21 protein-coding genes are annotated in these 19,950 nt (G+C 68.5%); 18 read left to right on the forward strand and 3 right to left on the reverse strand.

Annotation, left to right across the window (positions count from 1 at the left end):
* Positions 1-25 precede the first annotated feature (25 nt).
* Positions 26-1,489 (forward strand): amidase, encoded by a 1,464-nt coding sequence (locus ACHAA4_RS10040; RefSeq protein WP_435774041.1) that lies wholly within the window; start codon positions 26-28, stop codon positions 1,487-1,489.
* On the opposite strand, the gene ACHAA4_RS10045 is transcribed toward ACHAA4_RS10040, so the two are convergent.
* Positions 1,422-2,453, reverse strand: coding sequence for a DMT family transporter (locus tag ACHAA4_RS10045; protein WP_435774042.1), 1,032 nt, complete (start codon positions 2,451-2,453; stop codon positions 1,422-1,424). The genes ACHAA4_RS10040 and ACHAA4_RS10045 overlap by 68 nt on opposite strands.
* 387 nt (positions 2,454-2,840) lie before the next feature.
* Here ACHAA4_RS10045 and rpmB point away from each other — a divergent pair, with 387 nt between their 5' ends.
* The 12 genes from rpmB (at position 2,841) to ACHAA4_RS10105 (ending at position 12,976) form a co-directional block, all read left to right on the forward strand.
* Entirely contained in the window at positions 2,841-3,077 is a 237-nt protein-coding gene (rpmB, locus tag ACHAA4_RS10050; RefSeq protein WP_036474464.1) for a 50S ribosomal protein L28, read from the forward strand.
* Positions 3,077-3,244 carry a 50S ribosomal protein L33 gene (gene rpmG, locus ACHAA4_RS10055; RefSeq protein ID WP_022872124.1) on the forward strand — a complete coding sequence of 56 codons (168 nt, stop codon included), beginning with the start codon at positions 3,077-3,079 and terminating at the stop codon, positions 3,242-3,244. The genes rpmB and rpmG overlap by 1 nt, the downstream gene beginning before the upstream one ends.
* Before the next feature lie 2 nt (positions 3,245-3,246).
* Positions 3,247-3,552: a 30S ribosomal protein S14 gene (rpsN, locus tag ACHAA4_RS10060; RefSeq protein ID WP_036474463.1), complete on the forward strand. Its 306-nt coding sequence runs from the start codon at positions 3,247-3,249 to the stop codon at positions 3,550-3,552.
* A 479-nt stretch (positions 3,553-4,031) separates the two neighbouring features.
* Positions 4,032-4,316, forward strand: a complete 285-nt coding sequence (locus ACHAA4_RS10065; RefSeq protein WP_036474622.1) for an HU family DNA-binding protein — start codon at positions 4,032-4,034, stop codon at positions 4,314-4,316.
* Between the two features lie 289 nt (positions 4,317-4,605).
* A complete protein-coding gene (locus ACHAA4_RS10070) occupies positions 4,606-4,851 on the forward strand; it encodes a hypothetical protein (protein WP_435774043.1) in 246 nt (81 codons plus the stop codon).
* Positions 4,848-6,971 (forward strand): bifunctional copper resistance protein CopD/cytochrome c oxidase assembly protein, encoded by a 2,124-nt coding sequence (locus ACHAA4_RS10075; RefSeq protein ID WP_435774044.1) that lies wholly within the window; start codon positions 4,848-4,850, stop codon positions 6,969-6,971. The genes ACHAA4_RS10070 and ACHAA4_RS10075 overlap by 4 nt, the downstream gene beginning before the upstream one ends.
* Complete coding sequence (locus ACHAA4_RS10080) at positions 6,968-7,867, forward strand: hypothetical protein (protein ID WP_435774045.1); 900 nt, start codon at positions 6,968-6,970, stop codon at positions 7,865-7,867. The genes ACHAA4_RS10075 and ACHAA4_RS10080 overlap by 4 nt, the downstream gene beginning before the upstream one ends.
* A 27-nt stretch (positions 7,868-7,894) precedes the next feature.
* Positions 7,895-9,943 carry an NHL domain-containing thioredoxin family protein gene (locus ACHAA4_RS10085; RefSeq protein ID WP_435774046.1) on the forward strand — a complete coding sequence of 683 codons (2,049 nt, stop codon included), beginning with the start codon at positions 7,895-7,897 and terminating at the stop codon, positions 9,941-9,943.
* Between the two features lie 126 nt (positions 9,944-10,069).
* Entirely contained in the window at positions 10,070-10,546 is a 477-nt protein-coding gene (locus tag ACHAA4_RS10090; protein ID WP_435774047.1) for a flavodoxin domain-containing protein, read from the forward strand.
* A gap of 21 nt (positions 10,547-10,567) precedes the next feature.
* Entirely contained in the window at positions 10,568-11,371 is an 804-nt protein-coding gene (locus ACHAA4_RS10095) for a methionine ABC transporter ATP-binding protein (RefSeq protein WP_435774048.1), read from the forward strand.
* Positions 11,368-12,045 carry a methionine ABC transporter permease gene (locus ACHAA4_RS10100; RefSeq protein ID WP_435774049.1) on the forward strand — a complete coding sequence of 226 codons (678 nt, stop codon included), beginning with the start codon at positions 11,368-11,370 and terminating at the stop codon, positions 12,043-12,045. The genes ACHAA4_RS10095 and ACHAA4_RS10100 overlap by 4 nt, the downstream gene beginning before the upstream one ends.
* Positions 12,046-12,136: 91 nt before the next feature.
* Complete coding sequence (locus ACHAA4_RS10105) at positions 12,137-12,976, forward strand: MetQ/NlpA family ABC transporter substrate-binding protein (RefSeq protein ID WP_435774050.1); 840 nt, start codon at positions 12,137-12,139, stop codon at positions 12,974-12,976.
* Positions 12,977-13,048: 72 nt separating this feature from the next.
* Here the strand turns inward: ACHAA4_RS10105 and ACHAA4_RS10110 are convergent, their stop codons facing one another.
* The gene (locus tag ACHAA4_RS10110) at positions 13,049-13,513 is read right to left on the reverse strand and encodes a pyrimidine dimer DNA glycosylase/endonuclease V (RefSeq protein WP_435774051.1); all 465 of its coding nucleotides are present in this window, start codon (positions 13,511-13,513) and stop codon (positions 13,049-13,051) included.
* Positions 13,514-13,658: 145 nt separating this feature from the next.
* Here ACHAA4_RS10110 and ACHAA4_RS10115 point away from each other — a divergent pair, with 145 nt between their 5' ends.
* The 5 genes from ACHAA4_RS10115 (at position 13,659) to ACHAA4_RS10135 (ending at position 17,465) form a co-directional block, all read left to right on the forward strand.
* Positions 13,659-14,486, forward strand: coding sequence for an amino acid ABC transporter substrate-binding protein (locus tag ACHAA4_RS10115; protein ID WP_435774052.1), 828 nt, complete (start codon positions 13,659-13,661; stop codon positions 14,484-14,486).
* A gap of 82 nt (positions 14,487-14,568) precedes the next feature.
* A complete protein-coding gene (locus ACHAA4_RS10120; RefSeq protein WP_435774053.1) occupies positions 14,569-15,243 on the forward strand; it encodes an amino acid ABC transporter permease in 675 nt (224 codons plus the stop codon).
* On the forward strand, positions 15,230-16,024 hold the full coding sequence (locus ACHAA4_RS10125; protein WP_435774054.1) for an amino acid ABC transporter ATP-binding protein: 795 nt from the start codon (positions 15,230-15,232) through the stop codon (positions 16,022-16,024). Before ACHAA4_RS10120 ends, ACHAA4_RS10125 begins: the two co-directional genes overlap by 14 nt.
* A gap of 63 nt (positions 16,025-16,087) precedes the next feature.
* Positions 16,088-16,441, forward strand: a complete 354-nt coding sequence (locus ACHAA4_RS10130; RefSeq protein WP_435774055.1) for a VOC family protein — start codon at positions 16,088-16,090, stop codon at positions 16,439-16,441.
* A 70-nt stretch (positions 16,442-16,511) separates the two neighbouring features.
* A complete protein-coding gene (locus ACHAA4_RS10135) occupies positions 16,512-17,465 on the forward strand; it encodes an L-lactate dehydrogenase (protein WP_435774056.1) in 954 nt (317 codons plus the stop codon).
* Between the two features lie 118 nt (positions 17,466-17,583).
* Here ACHAA4_RS10135 and purL read toward each other — a convergent pair whose 3' ends face one another.
* Positions 17,584-19,944, reverse strand: coding sequence for a phosphoribosylformylglycinamidine synthase subunit PurL (gene purL / locus ACHAA4_RS10140; protein ID WP_435774057.1), 2,361 nt, complete (start codon positions 19,942-19,944; stop codon positions 17,584-17,586).
* Positions 19,945-19,950: the final 6 nt, after the last annotated feature.

Below are 19,950 nucleotides of genomic sequence, written 5' to 3' on the forward strand. Positions count from 1 at the left end.
GACTCCAGAGCTTGAGGAGGGGCGCATGTCGCACCTTGCTGAACTGACCGCCGTCGAGCTTCTCGCCGGATACCGCGCAGGCGAGTTCACCCCGGTGGACGCCACGGAGGCCGCCCTGGAACGGATCGAGCAGCACGACGGCGCGCTGAACGCCTTCGTGCTGGTGGACCGAGAGTCCGCCCTGGAATCCGCTCGGGGCTCGGCGCAGCGCTGGGCCTCCGGGGAGACGCTCGGGCCCGGCGACGGGGTGCCGACCTCGATCAAGGACATCTTCCCGACCGTGGGCTGGCCGACCCTGCGCGGCAGCAAGCTGATCGACGCAGCCGGGCCCTGGGACTTCGACGCCCCCTGTGTGGCGCGGTTGCGCGAGACCGGCGCGGTGCTGCTGGGCAAGACCACCACGCCTGAGTTCGCCTGGAAGGGCACCACCGACTCGGGACGCTTCGGTGCCACCACCAACCCCTGGGACCCAGCACTTCACGCCGGCGGCTCCTCCGGCGGAGCGGCCGCAGCGGTCGGGGCCGGGATGGGCCCCTGGGCGGTGGGCACCGACGGCGGCGGCTCGGTCAGGATCCCGGCGGCGTTCACCGGAACGGTGGCCATCAAGGCCACCTACGGCACCGTGCCGATGTATCCGGCGAGCCCCTTCGGGACCCTCGCCCACGCCGGACCGATGGCGCGCACCGTGACCGACACCGCGCTGCTGCTCGATGTGATCGCCGGCTTCGACGCCCGCGACTGGTCCGCGCTGCCCTCACAGGCCCGCCCGTTCTCCGCAGACCTCGCCGAGCTCGAGGTCGACGGCGGCTCGCTGGCCGGGGTGCGGATCGGGTACTCGCCCACGCTGGGCTTCGGGAGCAACGACCCGGAGGTCGAGGCGCGGGTGAACGAGGCGGTCGAGGTGCTGGCCTCGCTCGGCGCCCAGGTGGAGCGGGCGGACCCCGATATCGCAGATCCGGTGGAGGCCTTCCATGTGCTCTGGTTCACCGGTGCTGCCAAGGTGCTGGAGGCCTATGGCCCCGGCGCGCTGGAACAGGTGGATCCGGGGCTGCGCGCGGGGATCGAGCGGTACGCCGACGCCTCGGCGTTGGACTATCTCAGCGCCACCGGCGTCCGGATGGACATGGGCGTCCGGATGGGCGCCTTCCACGAGAAGTACGACCTGCTGGTCACCCCGACCATGCCGATCCCGGCCTTCGATGCGAGCCGGCAGGCGCCGGAGGGCTGGCCCTCGGACCTGTGGACCAGCTGGACCCCGTATACGATTCCGTTCAACATGACCCAGCAGCCCGCGGTCTCGGTGCCCTGCGGGCTCACCGGTGCAGGCCTGCCGGTGGGGCTGCAGATCGTCGCCGCCCGGACCCGTGACCGCTCGGTGCTGCGCGCCGCCCGGGCCTACGAGCTCGCCAGCGGAGAGAAGTTCAGCGCGCCGATCTCGCCCGTGGCGCAGGCCGGGCGGACCGTGCGGGCCGGCGAAGCTGTGCGATAGCAACTCCGGTCAAGGTCACGGCGCCGCCGATGATTCCCAGCAGCGGCGGAATCTCCCCGAGGGTGAGCCAGGACATGACCACGACGACGGCGGGCACCGCCAGCGTGCTGGCGGCCACCTTGCCGGTGGGGAAGTGGTTCATCGCGTAGCCCCAGAACCAGAAGCCCAGCGCGGTGGGCCCGATCCCCATGTAGACGGCGCCGATGATCACCGGCGTGGAGGTGGTCTGCAGCTCCTCCCAGGTGGCGCCGAGGAACGGCAGCAGCGCGATCGTGCCTGCCGCGCAGGCCAGCCAGGTCGCGGTCAGCGGGTCGGTGTGCCTGAGCGCCAGCTTCTGGATCAGCATGCCCCCGGCGTAGAGGAACGCCGCGACCAGCGCGATGCCCAGTCCGGCCAGGGCGAGCTGGCCGGTGGAGCCGGCCACGGTGATCAGTCCGATCCCGCACAGCGAGACCACCATGCCCACGAAGAGCCTTGTCGAGAAGGACTCCTTGAAGAAGACCACTGCGCCGACTCCCACCATCAGCGGCGCGAGGTTGACCACCATCGCGATGGTCCCGGCGTCGATGTAGTGCCCTGCCAGGTTGAAGACCACGGTATAGAGGGCGAACCAGATGACGCCGTAGAGCGCCGTGAGCACGAGCGCGGGCCGGGTGGGCAGCTGCGGCTTCCCACGGCGCACCCAGAGCAGCAGCGCGCTCAGCGTCACTGCTCCGGCCAGGAGCCGCAGCAGGGCCAGCGGTCCGGGGGAGAGCTCACCGGCGGACCATCGGATGAGGACGAATGAGGACGCCCACATCAGCACGGTGGCGATGATCGCAGCCACCGGCAGTGCCGTGCGGGTGCGAGGCGCGTCCTGGGTCACGCCTCTGTCCTGGGTCGGGTGGTCCTGGGTCAGGTGGTCCTGGGTCACGCCTCTGTCCTGGGTCAGGTGGTCCTGGGTCATGCCGTCGTTCTGAGTCACGGCATGACTGTACCGCCGCATCTGCGGAAGTCTTCAGCCCCTGCCCTTCCGGACCCCACGCGCCGGCTTTGCCGAATGGGCGCGCCCGGGCTACCATGGACAGTCGCAAGCCGTGCTGCGCTGTGCACATGCGTGTCCTCTTGGAGCGGGGGCATTCCTGGGTATCAGCGCCGGAAAGCAGCGCGGTCCATTGTGAAGCCTGGATTCCAGAGCACCACATCAAGCACCACCGTCCGTCCGGCCTCTGGCTGGACGAATGAGAAGACACTTCGGTTGGATCTCACCCAGCCTGGTCCGTCCTCGCAAGTAACGGTGTCATAGCTGGTGGCGGGACCCAGAATCGGGACCGCCCGTATACATTCACGTACTTACGCAAGAGGAGTGATCATGGCAGCACGTTGCCAGGTGACCGGAGTGGGGCCGCAGTTCGGCAACTCAATCTCCCACTCGCATCGGCGCACCAAGCGCCGGTTCGACCCGAACATCCAGAAGAAGCGCTACTGGGTTCCTTCATTGGGACGCAATGTCACGCTGACCTTGTCCGTCAAGGGCATCAAGACCATCGACGTCCGCGGCATCGACGTTGTCGTTGCCGAGCTGATCGAGAAGGGTGAGAAGCTCTAATGGCCAAGGACAAGGACGTACGTCCCATCATCAAGCTGAAGTCGACGGCAGGCACCGGGTTCACCTACGTGACCCGTAAGAACCGCCGCAACAACCCCGACCGCATCGTGCTCAAGAAGTACGATCCGGTCGTTCGCAAGCATGTCGACTTCCGAGAGGAGCGCTGATCATGGCTAAGAAATCCAAGATCGCAAAGAACGAACAGCGCAAGGTCATCGTTGAGCGCTACGCCGAGAAGCGTCTGCAGCTCAAGAAGACCCTCGTTGATCCCAACGCCTCGGACGAGGACCGCGAGGCAGCTCGCGTTGGTCTGCAGAAGCTTCCCCGCGATGCTTCCCCGATCCGCGTGCGCAACCGCGACTCCATCGATGGTCGCCCCCGCGGCACCTTCCAGAAGTTCGGCATCTCGCGCATCCGCTTCCGCGACATGGCTCACAAGGGTGAGCTCCCCGGCATCACCAAGTCTTCCTGGTGATCAGCCGCCGCTGACGCAAGACCATCTCTGAAGGGGTGGGTCGCCTCCGGGTGGCCCACCCCTTCAGTGGTTGTGCCCAGAATGGTTGTCGGATGCACATTCTGCTGTAGATTGGACGCAGGACCCGTTCTCACGACGAACGAGCTCCTCAAAGACCGCCACCCGCGCGGAGGCCGCTGTTCCTCACCCCCTGGAGGAACAGCATCAGCCCTCCCGCGGGTGGTTTTTTTGTGTGCAATTTTTTGTTCATATCACCTTCCGTGGGCCTGTTCTGGAGTGTTCGCGGAGCGGGAAATGCTTCGTTCTGGCCCAGGATCACGCGGTTCCATGCTGGTTCGTCCGGGCCTGCGTGGTAAGTTGCCGTTCTGAAAGCCCCACGCGGCATGACCCGCCCGCCAACGCGGAAAACCGCGTCAGCGGCCCGCATTGCGCAGGTCGTGTCGGGGACTGCCACCGAATACGTCCAGGAGGACAAACACATGGCACTGAACCGCAGCGAGCTCGTCGCAGCAGTCGCAGAGAAGTCCGGAAACTCCCAGGCCGCCGTCAACGGCGTTCTGGACTCAGTCTTCGAGGTCTTCACCGAGCAGGTTTCCAAGGGCGAGAAGGTCACCATTCCCGGTTGGCTGGCAGTGGAGCGCACCAAGCGCGCCGCTCGCACCGGACGCAACCCGCAGACCGGTGAGACCATCCAGATCCCGGAGGGCTACTCCGTGAAGCTCTCCGCAGGTTCCAAGCTGAAGGCCGCTGCCACCGGCAAATGAGCCTCATGAGCCGCGGCGCCCCAGAGACGGGGTCACCGCGGCACAGCTGATGACGTCGGCCCCTCGCCCTGAGAACGGGTGAGGGGCCGACGTCGTCTGCGCAGAAGCCCCGGGGCCGCGGCACCGAATTCTCCACCCGTGACTTCTCCGCCCCGTGACCCCTGCATTCCGGGGCTTCTCCACACCGCGACTTCTCAACTCCGGGGACTTCTACGCGGCGTAGAATCGTATGACGCTCAACCCCTGCCGACCGACGCAGGACGACTCCGCAGGAAGGTGCAGCACCGCCATGACAGCTCCCCTCGCCATCACCGCCGCAGCGCCTGCCGCGCCTCAGATGCCCGAATGGGCTCCGCTGGTCTTCGGATTCGCCAGCCTGCTCGTGCTGGTCCTGGTGATCGTGCTCGCCCGGCGCAAGATGAACGAGTCTGCGCAATGGCGGCAGCGCTCCCAGGAGGGCGTCGACGGCGATGATTCCCCGCAGGGTCCCCGGAACGGTCCGCAGGAGAACCCACCGAGGAACGACGACGCGTGAGTGCCCCCGTGACCCCGGCGAGCCGCGAGGCTCCCACCCGGCTCTGGACCGCGCCGCTTCCGCTGACCGCCGCGGCGCTGTGCGCTGGGCTGGTGGCGCTGATCATCACCGGTCTGCTCAGCGGCATCGATGACCCCAGCGAGCTCTCGGATCCGGGCGCGCTGACCCGGTGGGGGCTGCCGGTCGCCCGCTTCGTCCATCACCTCGCCATGGCCACCGCGATCGCCGCGGTGATCCTGGCAGCCGTGGCCGTGCCTCCCCAGGCCGGCCCGCGTCAGCGCAAGAAGCTCCGCAGCGGCGGCCCCGCCGCCGAGCACCCGCTCTTCACCCGGACCATGCAGATCGCCGGCCTCGCCGGGGTGGTCTGGACCGTGGCTGCGGTGGCCGTGCTGGTGCTGACCTTCTCCTCGCTCTCCGGGCTGGAGCTCTCTGCCTCAGACTCCTTCGCCTCCGGATTCTTCGGCTACGTCCAGTCGATCCCCACCGGCCAGGCCTGGGCCGCCGTCGTGCTGATCGCTGCGGTCTTCGCCACCCTGGTCACCGCCGTCCGCGCCCCAGCCGCACTGTTCTTCATCGCCGTGCTGGGCCTCACCGCGATCGTCCCGATGGCGCTGGTCGGCCACTCCGCCTCAGGCGATGACCACTACGCCGCGGTGAACTCGCTGGGACTGCACCTGCTCGGCGTCGTGATCTGGGTCGGCGGACTGGTGGTCCTGGCGCTGCTGGGCCCCGCGCTGAGCCGCGATGCCGCCGAGACCCGCAAGCGCCCCGAGACGAGCTCCGTCACGGCGTCGGCGCCCGGGATGACCGAGACGCTGCTGCGGCGCTACTCGACCCTGGCCGGGCTGGCGCTGCTCACCGTGGCGGCCTCCGGAATCATCAATGCCAGCCTGCGCATCGAGACGCTCGGGCAGCTCACCACCACCAGCTACGGCCTGATGCTCTCGGCGAAGCTGCTCGCCACCCTGGCCCTGGCCGTCATCGGCGCGATGCACCGGTCCTGGATCATCCCGCGGCTGGGCACCGGTGCCCGCCCGGCCGGCCTGCTCTTCCAGCTGATCCTCGTCGAGGTCGCGATCATGGCCGCGGTGATCGGGGTCAGCACGATCCTGGGGCGGACCGCCCCTCCGGTGCCCGAGGACCTGCCGCCGGACGCCACCCCGGCCCGGACGCTCACCGGCTACGACCTGCCCCCCGAGCCCAGCGGAAGCCTCTGGCTGACCCTGTGGCGCCCGGACTGGCTGTGGGTCGCGATCGTCGTCTTCCTCGCCGCCTGGTACGTCCTGGCGATGGTGCGAATGCGTCGGCGCGGGGACTCCTGGCCGCTGCTGCGCGCCGCCAGCTGGCTCTTCGGCCTGCTGGTGCTGCTCTGGGTCACCTCCGGCGGCCCCGCGGTCTACGGGATGGTGCTGTTCTCCGGACACATGATCCAGCACATGACGCTGACCATGGTCGCCCCGATCTTCATGGTCATGGGCTCCCCGGTGACCCTCGCGCTGCGCGCGCTGCCGGTGCGCAGCGACGGCACCCGCGGCCCGCGCGAATGGATCCTCTGGCTGGTCCACTCGCGCTTCTCCAGGGTCGTCACCCACCCGATCGTCGCCGCGGTGAACTTCGCCGGCTCCTTGCTGATCTTCTACTACACCCCGATCTTCGGGCTGGTGCTGGAATACCACGTGGGGCACGAGCTGATGATCTTCCACTTCCTGGCCACCGGCTACATCTTCGCGCTGGTGCTGATCGGACAGGACCCGCTCCCCAAGCGCCCCGCTCACCCGATGCGGCTGATCATCCTCTTGGCCACCATGGTCTTCCACGCCTTCCTGGCCGTGGCGATGACCAGCTCGGATCAGCTCATCCAGGCGGCCTGGTTCGGCAACATGGGCTCCGACTGGGGCTTCACCGCGCTGGAGGATCAGCGCAGGGGAGGCGAGCTCATGTGGGCGCTGGGGGAGATCCCGGCGATCCTGATGTCCTTCGTGGCCGGGATCATCTGGTCCCGCGACGACAAGCGGGAGACCAAGCGGCTCGACCGGGAGGCCGACCGCACCGGGGACGCCGAGCTCAACGACTACAACGACATGTTCGCGGAGATGGCCGAACGGGACGGACAACGATGAAGCCGAGATCGATTCCGGCATCCGCCGCCACGCTAGCCGGACTGCTGCTGCTCAGCGCCTGCGGGACGGACCAGGACGGGGCGGCCCCCGATGACGCCGACCACGCCGGGGTGGATCAGGGCGACGCCGCGACCGGGGGAGATGCTGTGACTGGGGGAGAGGACGACACTCCGGGTGCGGAGGATCAGACCCCTGGTGACGGCGTGAGCGACGACGGCGGCGCGGAGGCCGCGGGACTGAGCGCCCCCGAGCGGCTGATCATCGCCGCCCAGGAGGGAGCAGGCCGTGCGGCCAGCTTCGGCTTCGACGAGATGGGATTCGTCTCCGACGAGGTCGCCGCCTCCTACCGCGAGCTGCTCGAGGAGAACTCCCTCGCCGGGGAGGATCCCCAGGCGCAGGTGAGCCCTGAGGCGTGCGCGCAGCCGCTGGCCGCCGTCGACTTCTCTCCGCTGCTGCTCGGCGAGGAGGCTGTGCGGGCCGATTACTTCGCCGAGAGCTTCTCCGGTGCCGGGTCCATCGAGCTGGCCACCGTGGACAGCGAGGCGGACCAGCAGCGGGTCAGCGAGCACCTGGAGAACGTCGCGGAGCTGCTGGACTCCTGCCAGGACACCGAGTTCACACTTGACGGGATCGACTACGAGCTGCGCATCGAGGAGCCCACGCTGCAGGACCAGGACGAGGTCTCGACCGAACAGGCCGAGAACACCGCGGCCTATTCCTGGGAGCGCGCCGGCGCGGATGGAACAACTTACGCCCAGATCCTGTTCACGCAGGTGGATGATGACATCATCATGGTCTCCTTCACCGGTGGTGAGGCGGCAGGCTCGGCGGAGTTCACCTCCATCGCCGAGGCCATCGCCGCCGAAGCGACCGCCGCGCTGGAGACCGCAGACTGAGCAGGCACGATCTAAGGGAGACCCAGCATGACTGAGACGATTCGCCGCGCCGAGCGGGTGCGCGCATCCGAGCTTCTCGGACGAGGGTGGCTGAACACCGGCGGCAAGGACGTCTCCCTGCAGGACCTGCGCGGGAAGATCGTCATCCTGGACTTCTGGACCTTCTGCTGCATCAACTGCCTGCACGTGCTCGACGAGCTTCGCCCGCTGGAGCAGCGCTTCAGCGACGTCCTGGTCACCGTGGGCGTGCACTCCCCGAAGTTCGAGCACGAGGCCGACCCGGACGCGCTCGCCGCCGCCGTCGAACGCTACGAGATCGCCCACCCGGTCCTGGATGACCCGAACCTGATCACCTGGCAGGCCTACGCGGCCCGCGCCTGGCCGACCCTGGTGGTCGTCGATCCGGAGGGCTACATCGCCGCGAACCTCGCCGGCGAAGGCCATGTGGCCGGACTGACCTCGCTGGTCGAGGAGCTGGTCACCGAGCACGAGGCCAAGGGCACGCTGCACCGCGGAGACGGACCCTACGTCCCGCCCGAGCCGGTCTCGCGCACCCTGCGCTTCCCCGGCAAGGCCGTTCCCGTCACCCGTGCGCTCGGTGGATCCGACGCCTCGCACGGACATTTCCTGGTCTCTGACACCGGCCACCACCGGATCGTGGAGCTCGACTCCGATCTGCAGACGGTGGTCCGTTCCTGGGGCGGTGGAGAGGACCAGCAGAAGGGCCATCACGACGGCGACCCCGACTCCGCTCGGTTCAACGAGCCCCAGGGCCTGACCGTGCTTCCCGTAGAGCTGGCGCAGCGGGTCGGCTACGACGTCGTCGTCGCCGATACGGTCAACCATCGGCTTCGCGGGATCAACGCCGAGACCGGTGTGGTCACCACCCTGGCCGGCAACGGCGTGCAGCGCCTGCTCGACGCCGAGCGCGCCCGCACCGGCGCGGTGGAGTCCGGCAGCCTGGGCTCCGATCCGCTCAACGTCTCGCTGTCCTCCCCCTGGGATGTGCTCTGGTCCCAGACCTTGGGCCTGGTGGTCGTCGCGATGGCCGGCACCCACCAGATCTTCACCTTCGACCCCGTCACCGGCGAGCTCTCGATCTTCGCGGGCACCGGACTGGAGGGGCTGCTCGACGGCTCCGCCGAGACGGCCTGGTTCGCGCAGACCTCCGGACTCACCGAGGACGCCGCAGGAGCCATCTGGATCGCCGACTCCGAGACCTCCTCGCTGCGCGTGATCCGCACCGGGACTGCCGGAGCCGGATCCCAGGGTGCCGAAACGCAGGGCGCCGAAACGCAGGGCGCTCAGACCGACGGCGCCGAGACCGACGACGCCGCAGCGGCCCCCGCCGTGGAGACCCTGATCGGTGAGGGACTCTTCGACTTCGGCTTCCGCGACGGCGCCCCCGAGCAGGCCCGGCTGCAGCACCCGCTGGGTGTGACCGCGCTCCCCGACGGCTCCGTGCTCATGGCCGACACCTACAACGGCGCCATCCGCCGCTACCGCGGTGAGCACCTCGCCGCCGACGGCACCACCGTGGCGGCCAGCGTCTCCACCGTGGCGCGCGGACTCAAGGAGCCCTCCGACGTGCTCCTCGACGCCGACGGCACGAACCTGCTGGTGGTGGAGACCAACGCCCATGAGCTGGTGCGCATCGCGGTGCCCAAGGAGTACCTCACCGTGGACGAGGGCGCCACGCAGAGCCAGCGCCCGGCCACCGCCGTGGCTCCGGGAGAGTTCTCACTGGCCATCGGCTTCGCCGCACCCACGGGACAGAAGCTCGATGACCGCTGGGGCGATCCGACCCAGCTGAAGGTCTCCTCCTCCCCGGAGAACCTGCTGATCGAAGGCGCCGGAAACTCGGAGGGGCTTACTCGGACGCTGCAGCTGAACCCGGAGGTCACCGAGGGGCTCCTGCACATCACCGCCCGTGCCGCGGCCTGCGACGGCGCGCCCGGGGAAGAGATCCCGATGCATGCGGCCTGCCACCTCTACCAGCAGGACTGGGGAATCCCGATCACCCTCGAGGCCGGGGCGCAGAGCGAACTCACCCTGGACCTGCGCGGAGTCCGGTGATCCGACAGTCTTGTGCTCACCAAGTGCGCTGATCCCGCAGTCCGGTGACAGGGGCGCTCCCGCGGCGCGACCTGCGTTGATAGGCTCAGGGAAGAATCACAGTTTCTGCGAGAGGGCGGATGAACCATGACCACGATGGTCGTTGTTGCGAGCAAGCACGGGTCCACCGCGGAGATCGGTGAGCATATCGCCGCCACGCTGAAGAGCCGCGGCGTCTCCGCACATGTCAAAGAGGTCTCCGAGGCCAGCAAATGGCTCTACGAGACCGACAACGTGGTGCTCGGCATCCCGGTCTACCGACAGAAGCTGTGGGGGCCGGCGATGATGTTCCTCGACGCCAACCGCACCGAGCTCGGCGGCAAGCCGCTGTTCCTCTTCGCCTCCGGCGGGGGACCCAGCCTCGCCCCTGAGCTGGCAGAGACGCTGCGCAGCTACCCGCACCGCGAGGCCACCTACTTCCGCGGCGCCATCGACGCCGAGAAGCTCAGCTTCTTCGAGAAGCTCCAGCTCAAGGTGGCCAAGGCGCCGGAGAACGCCGACTACCGGGACTGGCCCGGCATCGAGGACTGGTCGCAGTCGCTCATCGCCTACGGCCTGAGCTGAGCCATTGTTCCAGCGTCACCGATGATCGAATTCGATCGGGTCACCAAGAGCTATCCCCAGCGCGGCGCCGCTCGCACCCAATCAGTGGACGCCCTGCAGGAGGTCAGCCTCAGCATCGGGGAGTCTGAGGTCTTCGGTGTGGTGGGGGAGTCCGGCTCGGGCAAGTCCACCCTGCTGCGCATGGTCAACGCCCTGGAGATGCCCAGCTCCGGCGCCGTCACCGTCAGCGGAGTCAACCTGGCCTCGCTGCGCCCGGCCGCGCGGCGGGCCCAGCGACGCCGCATCGGGATGGTCTTCCAGCAGTTCAACCTGCTCGCGAACAAGACAGTCGTGGCGAACGTCGGACTTCCGCTGAGCCTGCACCAGCGCCGGGGCGGCTTCCGCACGCGAGCCGAGGGTTCAGCGGCGCCGGCCTCGGGCACCGAGGACCGGGCCCGCGAGATGCTCGACTTCGTGAACATGGGCGGCCACGCCTCCAAGCACCCCGCCCAGCTCAGCGGCGGAGAGAAGCAGCGGGTGGCGATCGCCCGGGCCCTGGTCAACGAGCCCGACATCCTGCTCTGCGACGAGCCCACCTCCTCGCTGGACAGCCAGCACACCGACGAGGTGATCGCCACCCTGCTGCGCGTGCGCGAAGAGATGGGGACCTCCATCCTGCTGGTCAGCCACGAGCTCGAGGTCATCCGCGGCGCCTGCGACCGCGCCGCGATCCTGGAGTCCGGCCGACTCACCGGGATCGCGGAGATCGCTCAGCTCGAGGCGCGGGAGAAGTTCAACAGCTACTCCGAGCGCGCCCGCAAGTACCTCGAGGGGGATCAGGAGTGAACGAGCTGGTCCAGCGCCTGGGGGAGTACCGCGGGGAGATCATCACCTCGATCGTGGAGACCGGAGCGATGCTCGGCTGGTCCCTGCTCGCAGCATTGCTGATCGGGCTGCCCATGGGCACCGGGATGTATCTGGCCCGCCGCGGCGGCCCCAAGGAGCGCGGCTGGGTCTACGCCGGGCTCAACGGCTTCGTCAACGTGGTCCGCTCGGTGCCGTTCCTGCTCTTCGTGGTGGCACTGATCCCGTTCACCCGCTGGGCGGTGGGCACCTCCTTCGGGACCACCGCGGCGGCGGTGCCGCTGTCCTTCGTCGCCGTCGCGCTCTACGCCCGCTGGGTGGAGCAGACCCTGGTCGACATCCCCCGGGACACCGTGGAGCTCGCCGACTCCCTGGGCGCCAACACGCTCCAGCTGGTCACCCGGTTCCTGTATCCCGAGGCCCGCTCCGGGCTCGTGCTGTCCATGACCACGGTGACGATCTCGATGATCTCCTACTCCACCATCATGGGGGTCGTGGGCGGCGGTGGAGTCGGTGACTTCGCCATCCGCTACGGCTACCAGCGCTATGAGTACGACATCATGTACGTGACAATCGCGGTGATCGTGGTGCTGGTGATGCTGATCCAGACCTTCGGCACCCGTCTCTCGATGGCGATCGACCACCGATCACGCTGACGGGTCACGCTCAGCCGGCATAACCTGCGCGCCGACGTCGTTGATATATACGGGCCCCAGCCGGGTCCGTCCACCCCGAACGAGGAGCATCTTGACTGCCGAACTGCAGAAACGTCCCGTCCGCGCGATCAGCGGGGCCGCCGTCGTCCTCGCCCTCTTCGCCACCGCCGCCTGCTCCTCGGAGCAGGGCGGAGCCGAAGGTGACGACACGCTGATCCAGGTCGCTTCGCACACCACGCCGATGACCGATGTGGTCGAAGCCGCCGCCGAGGTCGCCGAGGAGGATGGCTACACCATCGAGCTCGTCGAGGTCAGCGACAACGTCCAGTACAACCGCCTGCTCGCCGACGAGGAGGTGGACGCGAACTTCGCCCAGCACGAGCCCTATATGCAGGCCTACAACGCTGAGAACGACGCCGAGCTCGCCGTCGTCCACCCGATCTACAACGCCCGCGTCGGCTTCTACTCCCGGGACTACGACTCGATGGAGGAGATCCCCGACGGCGCTCAGATCGCGCTGCCCAACGACGAGTCCAATGAGGGCCGCGCCCTGGCGATCCTGGCTGATCAGGGTCTGATCACCCTCACCGAGGGGGTCGGCTTCGAAGGCACCCTCGATGATGTCGAGGAGAACCCCAAGGACCTGGAATGGGTCCAGGTCGATCTGCTGAACCTGACCTCGGCCTACGACGAGGACGGCATCGCGGCGGTCTTCAACTACCCCACCTACATCTCCAGCCTGGGGCTCACCCCCGAGGACGCGATCGCGGTGGAGGAGAACATCGATGAGCGCTTCGCGATCTCGCTGGTGGCTCGCGAGGGCGACCTCGACTCCGAGAAGATCGAGGCCCTCGAGCGCGCGATGACCAGCGACGAGGTCCGCGAGTTCCTCGTCGAGGAGCACGACGAGACGCTGATGCCGGCTTTCTGAGCGCGAATCCCTGGATCGCAGGGCCGCTGAACCTGTGAACCTGTGAACCGCTGAACCGGTCCAGCTCCGGGCTCAGGCTCTGGGCTGGACCGGTCCCGCGCGCTCCCAGGGTTCGATCTCGCCCGGCACCACCCGCATCATCGGGTGTGCTGCGGGGATCGCGCCGGGCTCCCGCAGGGCCTGCTGGTTCCGCTGCGCCTTCTCCGGGGAGCGAAGGACCAGCTTGGCGGCCAGGTGCTCCCATTCCATGAGCAGCTGACCTGTCGTCACCGGCATCAGCTCCAGCTCTCCGGTGCGGGAGATCTTGCTCGCATCGAAGCGGTAGCCGCGCGCGGTCGCCTCGGTCAGCACGCCCTGCAGATACGTGCCGATGGCGACCACCGGGTCCTCCTGGGCGCGGAAGCGCACCAGCTGCGGATGGTTGGTGTATCCCTTGGTCCGTCCCAGGAGCACCGCCTGGGCCAGAAGGGTCTCGCGCCAACAGGCGACGAGCCCTTGCCGGTCCAGATAGACAGGGTTCACGCTCCAGATACGCATCTCTCCAGGCTAACCGGGCTTCGCGACGTCTGGCGTAACAGAGCACCCTGACCCGGGCAGGGCGAATGATACCGTTCTGTGCCTGTCCATGACTTGACCATTACGCGCCGGCACATCCCGGCGCTCCACCCTAGGGGCATCACCTATGACCGCTCGCCTACTCTCCACCCTCGCCATCTCCACCGTCGCGGCCCTGACGCTGGCCTCCTGCGGCGGAGGCGACGAGACACAGGAGGACGGCGCCCCCGCCGAGGAGTCAGCCTCGGGTCTGACTCTGGAAGAGGTCCAGGAGGCCGGGGTGCTCACCATCGGTACCGAAGGCACCTACCGTCCGTTCAGCTTCCACGAGGGCGGCGCCGGCGAGCTGACCGGCTACGACGTGGAGATCGTCACCGCGGTGGCCGAGGAGCTCGGGGTGGAGGCGGAGTTCGAGGAGACCCAGTGGGACGCGATGTTCGCCGGCCTTGACTCGGCGCGCTTCGACGTGATCGCCAACCAGGTCTCCATCACCGATGAGCGCGAGGAGAGCTACCTCTTCTCCGCGCCCTACACGGTGTCCAACGGCGTGATCGTGACGCTGACGGAGAACGAGGAGATCACAAGCTTCGAGGACCTCGACGGCGCCACGACCGCACAGTCGCTGACCTCGAACTGGAACGAGCTGGCCCAGGAGTCCGGTGCCGACGTCGAAGCCGTCGAGGGCTGGGCGCAGTCAGTCACCCTGCTCGAGCAGGGTCGAGTGGACGCGACCATCAACGACAAGCTCACCTACCTGGACTACCAGGAGACCGAGGGCAACGAGAACATTACGATCGCTGCCGAGACCGAGGACCAGTCGCAGTCGGCGCTGACCTTCCGTCAGGGCAGTGAGTCCCTGGTCGAGGCGGTCGACGAGGCGCTGGCCACCCTCGCCGAGGACGGCACGCTCACCGAGATCTCCGAGAAGTACTTCGGCACCGACGTCACCGAATGATCAGCGACGCCACGACGCCTGACGTGATGACGCCTGACCTGAGGATGTCTGACCCGGTGAGTGCGGGAGCGGGGCGGTTCTGATGGAGATGCCGGACATCGACTGGCAGCTCGCCATCGACTCGTTCTGGCCGCTGCTCCGCGGCGGACTGACCGGCACCATCCCGCTGACCCTGGCGAGCTTCACGCTCGGTCTCGCGCTCGCCCTGGTGCTGGCCCTGATGCGGATCGGCGGCAGCCGGGTGCTCTCCGGCATCGCGCGGGCGTACATCTCGGTGATCCGCGGCACTCCGCTGCTGGTGCAGCTGTTCGTGATCTTCTACGGCCTCCCCTCGGTCGGACTCACCATCGACCCCTGGCCCAGCGCGGCGATCGCGTTCTCGATGAACGTCGGCGGCTATGCCGCGGAGGTCATCCGGGCGGCGATCCTCTCGGTGCCCAAGGGTCAGTGGGAGGCCGGCTACACGATCGGGATGTCCCGCAACCAGGCTCTGCGCCGGCTGATCCTGCCGCAGGCGGCCCGAGTCTCGGTGCCCCCGCTGTCGAACACCTTCATCTCCCTGGTCAAGGACACCTCGCTGGCCTCGCTGATCCTGGTCACCGAGATGTTCCGGGTCGCGCAGGAGATCGCCGCCTTCAGCCAGGAGTTCATGCTGATCTACGTGGAGGCCGCCATGATCTACTGGGTCTTCTGCCTCGTGCTCTCCACCGTGCAGGACCGTCTGGAACGCAGATTGGATCGCTATGTCGCCCACTGACTCTGCACGCACCGACCCCGCCCGGAGGGACCCGCTGCTGCGCGTCTCGGGACTGAACAAGTCCTTCGGAGACAACGAAGTGCTGCGCTCCATCGACCTGGCCGTGCAGCCCGGTCAGGTGCTCGCGCTCGTGGGACCCTCCGGCTCCGGCAAGACCACCGTGCTGCGGTGCCTCAACGGACTGGAACAGCCCGACGCCGGCACCGTGGAGTTCTCCTCGGGCCCCGCCGTGACGTTCTCCGAGAAGACCACGCGCCGGGAGAAGGAGTCGCTGCGCACCCGCTCGGCGATGGTCTTCCAGGGCTACAACCTCTTCCCGCACAAGACCGTGCTGCAGAACGTCACCGAGGGCCCGATCCAGGTCCAGAAGCGCCCGAAGGCCGAGGCCGTCGCCGAGGCCGAACGGCTGCTCGAGCGGGTCGGTCTCGCCGAGAAGCGCGACGACTACCCGCACCAGCTCTCCGGAGGCCAGCAGCAGCGGGTGGGCATCGTCCGTGCGCTGGCGCAGCAGCCCTCGCTGCTGCTCTTCGACGAGCCCACCTCCGCGCTGGATCCCGAGCTGGTCGGCGATGTGCTCGCCGTGATCAAGGAGCTCGCCGAGGAAGGATGGACCATGGTCCTGGTGACCCACGAGCTCGCCTTCGCCCGGGAAGTGGCCGACACGGTCGCCTTCATGGACGGGGGAGTGGTCGTGGAGCAGGGTCCCGCGCAGGAGGTGCTGCGCGCGCCGAGGCAGGCGCGCACCCGGGAGTTCGTCCACCGGCTGCTCAACCCGTTCTGATCGGCCCGGACCGGCCATGAAACGCCCTTGACCAGGCACCTGGCCCGGCGCAGACTTGGGCGCATGAAGATCACCGCGCAGACCGTCGTCTTCGACGCCGCAGACATCGAGGCTGAGAGCAGCTTCTGGGCCAAGATGCTGGGCGGGAGGGTGAGCGCCCGGGAGGACTGGCACACCGTCGTCGTCGACGGCGCCGCCCCGATCGCGGTGCAGCTGGCCCCCGGGCATCAGCCCCCGCAGTGGCCCGAGGGCCGGCCGCAGCAGATCCACCTCGACATTGACGTCGAGGACATCGCGGCCGCGCACACCGAGGTTGTGGAGCTGGGCGCCGAGGTGCTGCAGATGGCCACCGGGGAGCAGCGGTTCAACGTCTACGCCGACCCCGCAGGACACCCGTTCTGCCTGTGCTGGGAGTGACCCGCGGGACTCGCCGCGGTTCTTCGACATACCCCTGTTCGAGCGCCGGGAGCTGTGACAGGCTGAACCCATGAGCGTCATCGAGAACTCCACCCTGGCCATCGTCGGAGCCGGCAGCGTCGGCACAGCCACCGCCTATGCGGCCATGATCCGGGGCTCCGCCCGGCATGTCCGGCTCTACGACATCGACGCCGCCCGGGTGGAGGCCGAGGTCCTCGACCTCGCCCACGGCAGCCAGTTCACCGGGGCCTCTGACATCGACGGCGGTGCGGACCTGAAACACGTGGAGGGCGCCGACGTCGTCGTCATCACTGCCGGCGCGAAGCAGCACCCCGGGCAGACCCGGCTCGATCTGGCCGGCACCAACGTGGACATCCTGCGCAGCATGCTTCCGAAGCTGCTCGAGCGCGCCCCGGATGCGGTCTTTCTGCTGGTGACCAATCCCTGCGACGTACTGACCGTGGCCGCCCAGCAGATCACCGGGCTGCCCAGCAGCCGGGTGTTCTCCTCCGGCACGGTGCTCGACACCGCGCGGCTGCGCTGGAAGCTGGCACAGCGCGCCGGGGTGGCACAGTCCAGCGTGCACGCCCACATCGTCGGCGAGCATGGCGACACCGAGTTCCCGCTCTGGTCCGCCGCCAGCATCGGGGTGACTCCGCTGCTGGAATGGGAGCGCGAGGGCCTGCGCGTCTTCGACGCCGAGGAGCTCGAGACCCTCTCCGATGAGGTGCGCAATGCGGCGTACAAGGTCATCGCCGGCAAGGGTGCGACGAACTACGCGATCGGGCTCTCCGCGGCACGGATCGTGGAGGCGGTGCTGAGCGATGAGCACGCAATCCTCCCGGTGAGCAGCGTGCTCGACGGGTTCCTCGACATCAGCGGGGTGGCGCTGTCCATCCCGACGGTCGTCTCCGCCAGCGGCGTGCAGCCGGTGACGACCACTCCGTTCGCCGAGAACGAGGCCCAGGCGCTGCGCGAATCGGCGCGGGCGCTGGCGAAGGTGCAGTCCTCGCTGGGGATCTGAGCCGGCGCAAGGCGGGACGCCGCAGAGACGCCGCAGAGACGAACAGACCACCCCCGGTACATGCCCGGGGGTGGTCTGTTCGTGTCAGTCGTGACGGCGCTGCCGCCGTGACTCGGAGCTACTTCTCCTGCCGGACCGCTTCGGTGGCCTCGCCGAGGGGCGCGAAGCGCGAGGGGATGACCGCGCTCCAGGCCTCGCGCAGCTCATCCAGGCCCAGGGTGAAGCTGCCACCCTCGTAGGGGCCGGCGACCTCGAGATCGCCGGAGCTGGCATCGACGACACCGATGCGCAGCGCCGCGAAGCCCCGTGCCGAGGTCATATCGGTGAAGCGCAGCTCCTCCGACCGCGGCAGTGCGACCAGGGCGCGGGCCTGGGACTCGCTGAAGAGCGCCGTGAAGGGGTCCACGCCGTCACGCTCGCAGATCGCGCCCACGGCGACCCGGGCGCCCACGCCGAAGCGCAGTCCCATCTCGGCCAGACCGGCGGCGAGCCCGCCCTCGGAGAGGTCGTGCGCGGCGTCGATCATGCCGTCGCGGGAGGCGTTGATCAGGATCTCGCCGAGCATCTTCTCAGCAGTCAGATCCACCTTCGGCGGCAGTCCGCCCAGGTGGTCGCGGCCGCGGGCGAACTCGGAGCCGTCGAGCTCATCGGCGGTGGTGCCCAGCAGGTAGATCGCCTGGCCGTCGGCCCAGCGCTCGAAGCCCGAGGGGGTGCGGCGTCCGACGTCGTCGAACTTGCCGAGCACGCCGACCACCGGGGTGGGGTGGATGGCCCGGCCCGCGGTCTGGTTGTACAGCGAGACGTTGCCGCCGGTGACCGGGACGCCGAGCTCCTGGCAGCCGTCGGCGAGACCGCGGACGGCCTCGGCGAACTGCCACATGACCTCCGGGTCCTCCGGGGAGCCGAAGTTCAGGCAGTCCGAGACCGCCATCGGGATCGCGCCGGAGGTGGCAACGTTGCGGTAGGACTCGGCCAGCGCCAGCTGCGCCCCGGTGTAGGGGTCCAGGTAGGCGTAGCGGGCGTTGGCGTCGGTGGAGAGCGCGACGCCGAGCCCGGTCTCCTCATCGACGCGGATCACGCCGGCGTCGTCGGGCTGGGACAGCGCGGTGTTGCCGCCGACGAAGCGGTCGAACTGGTCGGTGATCCAGGAGACGTCGGCCATGTTCGGGCTGGTCATCAGGTCCACCACGGCGCCGCCGAGCTCTTCGGCGGTCTGCGGCAGGTTCTGCCCCGCGCTCGAGGAGCGGAAGGTGTCGGCCTGCAGCGCGTCCTGCCAGTCCGGGCGGTGGTAGGGGCGTTCGTAGACCGGGCCGTCGTGGGCGACGGTGCGCGGGTCGACGTCGACGATGGTCTCGCCGTCCCATTCGATGATCAGCCGACCGGTGTCGGTGACCTCGCCGAGCCAGGAGTATTCGACCTCCCACTTGGCCATGACGCGCTCGAACTCCGCGGCGTTGGCGGGGGTGACCACGGCCATCATGCGTTCCTGGGACTCCGACATCAGGATCTCGCCCGGGGTCAGTGAAGGATCACGCAGCAGCACGTTGGTGAGCTCCACGTGCATCCCGCCCTCGCCGTTCGAGGCCAGCTCGGAGGTGGCACAGGAGATGCCGGCGGCACCGAGGTCCTGGATGCCCTCGACCAGCTCGGCGTGGAAGAGCTCGAGGCAGCATTCGATGAGGACCTTCTCGGCGAAGGGGTCACCGACCTGCACAGCGGGGCGCTTGGAGGGCTTGGAGTCGTCGAAGGACTCCGAGGCCAGCACCGAGGCGCCGCCGATCCCGTCGCCGCCGGTGCGCGCACCGAAGAGGACCACCTTGTTGCCCACGCCCGAGGCGTTGGCCAGCCGGATGTCCTCGTGGCGCATCACGCCGACTGCCAGGGCGTTGACCAGTGGGTTGTCCTGGTAGACGGAGTCGAACACGACCTCGCCGCCGATGTTCGGCAGGCCCAGGGAGTTGCCATAGCCGCCGATCCCGGAGACCACTCCGGGCAGCACGCGCTTAGTGTCAGGATGGTCGATGTCGCCGAAGCGCAGCGGGTCCATCACGGCGACCGGGCGGGCGCCCATGGAGATGATGTCGCGCACGATCCCGCCGACGCCGGTGGCCGCGCCCTGGTAGGGCTCCACGAAGCTGGGATGGTTGTGCGACTCGATCTTGAAGGTGACGGCCCAGCCGTCGCCGAGGTTGGTGACGCCGGCGTTCTCGCCGATGCCGACCATCAGGTCCTTCTTCATCTCCTCGGTGACCTTCTCGCCGAACTGGCGCAGGTGGACCTTGGAGGACTTGTACGAGCAGTGCTCGGACCACATCACGGAGTACATGGCCAGCTCGGCCGCGGTGGGCCGCCTACCCAGGATCGTGACGATCCGGTCATACTCATCGGACTTCAGGCCGAGCGCCGCCCAGGGGAGGTCGGTGTCCGGGGTGGTGGAGGCGTGCTCCACGGTGTCGATGTTGAATTCTTTGTCAGTCACAGTCTG

Source organism: Nesterenkonia maliinae, from assembly GCF_051262655.1.
Classification (GTDB): domain Bacteria; phylum Actinomycetota; class Actinomycetes; order Actinomycetales; family Micrococcaceae; genus Nesterenkonia.

Coding starts and splice junctions, on each gene's coding strand:
- ACHAA4_RS10040 (WP_435774041.1), top strand. CDS start 26: ATGTCGCACCTTGCTGAACTGACCGCCGTCGAGCTTCTCGCCGGATAC.
- rpmB (WP_036474464.1), top strand. CDS start 2,841: ATGGCAGCACGTTGCCAGGTGACCGGAGTGGGGCCGCAGTTCGGCAAC.
- rpmG (WP_022872124.1), top strand. CDS start 3,077: ATGGCCAAGGACAAGGACGTACGTCCCATCATCAAGCTGAAGTCGACG.
- rpsN (WP_036474463.1), top strand. CDS start 3,247: ATGGCTAAGAAATCCAAGATCGCAAAGAACGAACAGCGCAAGGTCATC.
- ACHAA4_RS10065 (WP_036474622.1), top strand. CDS start 4,032: ATGGCACTGAACCGCAGCGAGCTCGTCGCAGCAGTCGCAGAGAAGTCC.
- ACHAA4_RS10070 (WP_435774043.1), top strand. CDS start 4,606: ATGACAGCTCCCCTCGCCATCACCGCCGCAGCGCCTGCCGCGCCTCAG.
- ACHAA4_RS10080 (WP_435774045.1), top strand. CDS start 6,968: ATGAAGCCGAGATCGATTCCGGCATCCGCCGCCACGCTAGCCGGACTG.
- ACHAA4_RS10085 (WP_435774046.1), top strand. CDS start 7,895: ATGACTGAGACGATTCGCCGCGCCGAGCGGGTGCGCGCATCCGAGCTT.
- ACHAA4_RS10090 (WP_435774047.1), top strand. CDS start 10,070: ATGACCACGATGGTCGTTGTTGCGAGCAAGCACGGGTCCACCGCGGAG.
- ACHAA4_RS10095 (WP_435774048.1), top strand. CDS start 10,568: ATGATCGAATTCGATCGGGTCACCAAGAGCTATCCCCAGCGCGGCGCC.
- ACHAA4_RS10110 (WP_435774051.1), bottom strand. CDS start 13,513: ATGCGTATCTGGAGCGTGAACCCTGTCTATCTGGACCGGCAAGGGCTC.
- ACHAA4_RS10115 (WP_435774052.1), top strand. CDS start 13,659: ATGACCGCTCGCCTACTCTCCACCCTCGCCATCTCCACCGTCGCGGCC.
- ACHAA4_RS10120 (WP_435774053.1), top strand. CDS start 14,569: ATGGAGATGCCGGACATCGACTGGCAGCTCGCCATCGACTCGTTCTGG.
- ACHAA4_RS10125 (WP_435774054.1), top strand. CDS start 15,230: ATGTCGCCCACTGACTCTGCACGCACCGACCCCGCCCGGAGGGACCCG.
- ACHAA4_RS10130 (WP_435774055.1), top strand. CDS start 16,088: ATGAAGATCACCGCGCAGACCGTCGTCTTCGACGCCGCAGACATCGAG.
- ACHAA4_RS10135 (WP_435774056.1), top strand. CDS start 16,512: ATGAGCGTCATCGAGAACTCCACCCTGGCCATCGTCGGAGCCGGCAGC.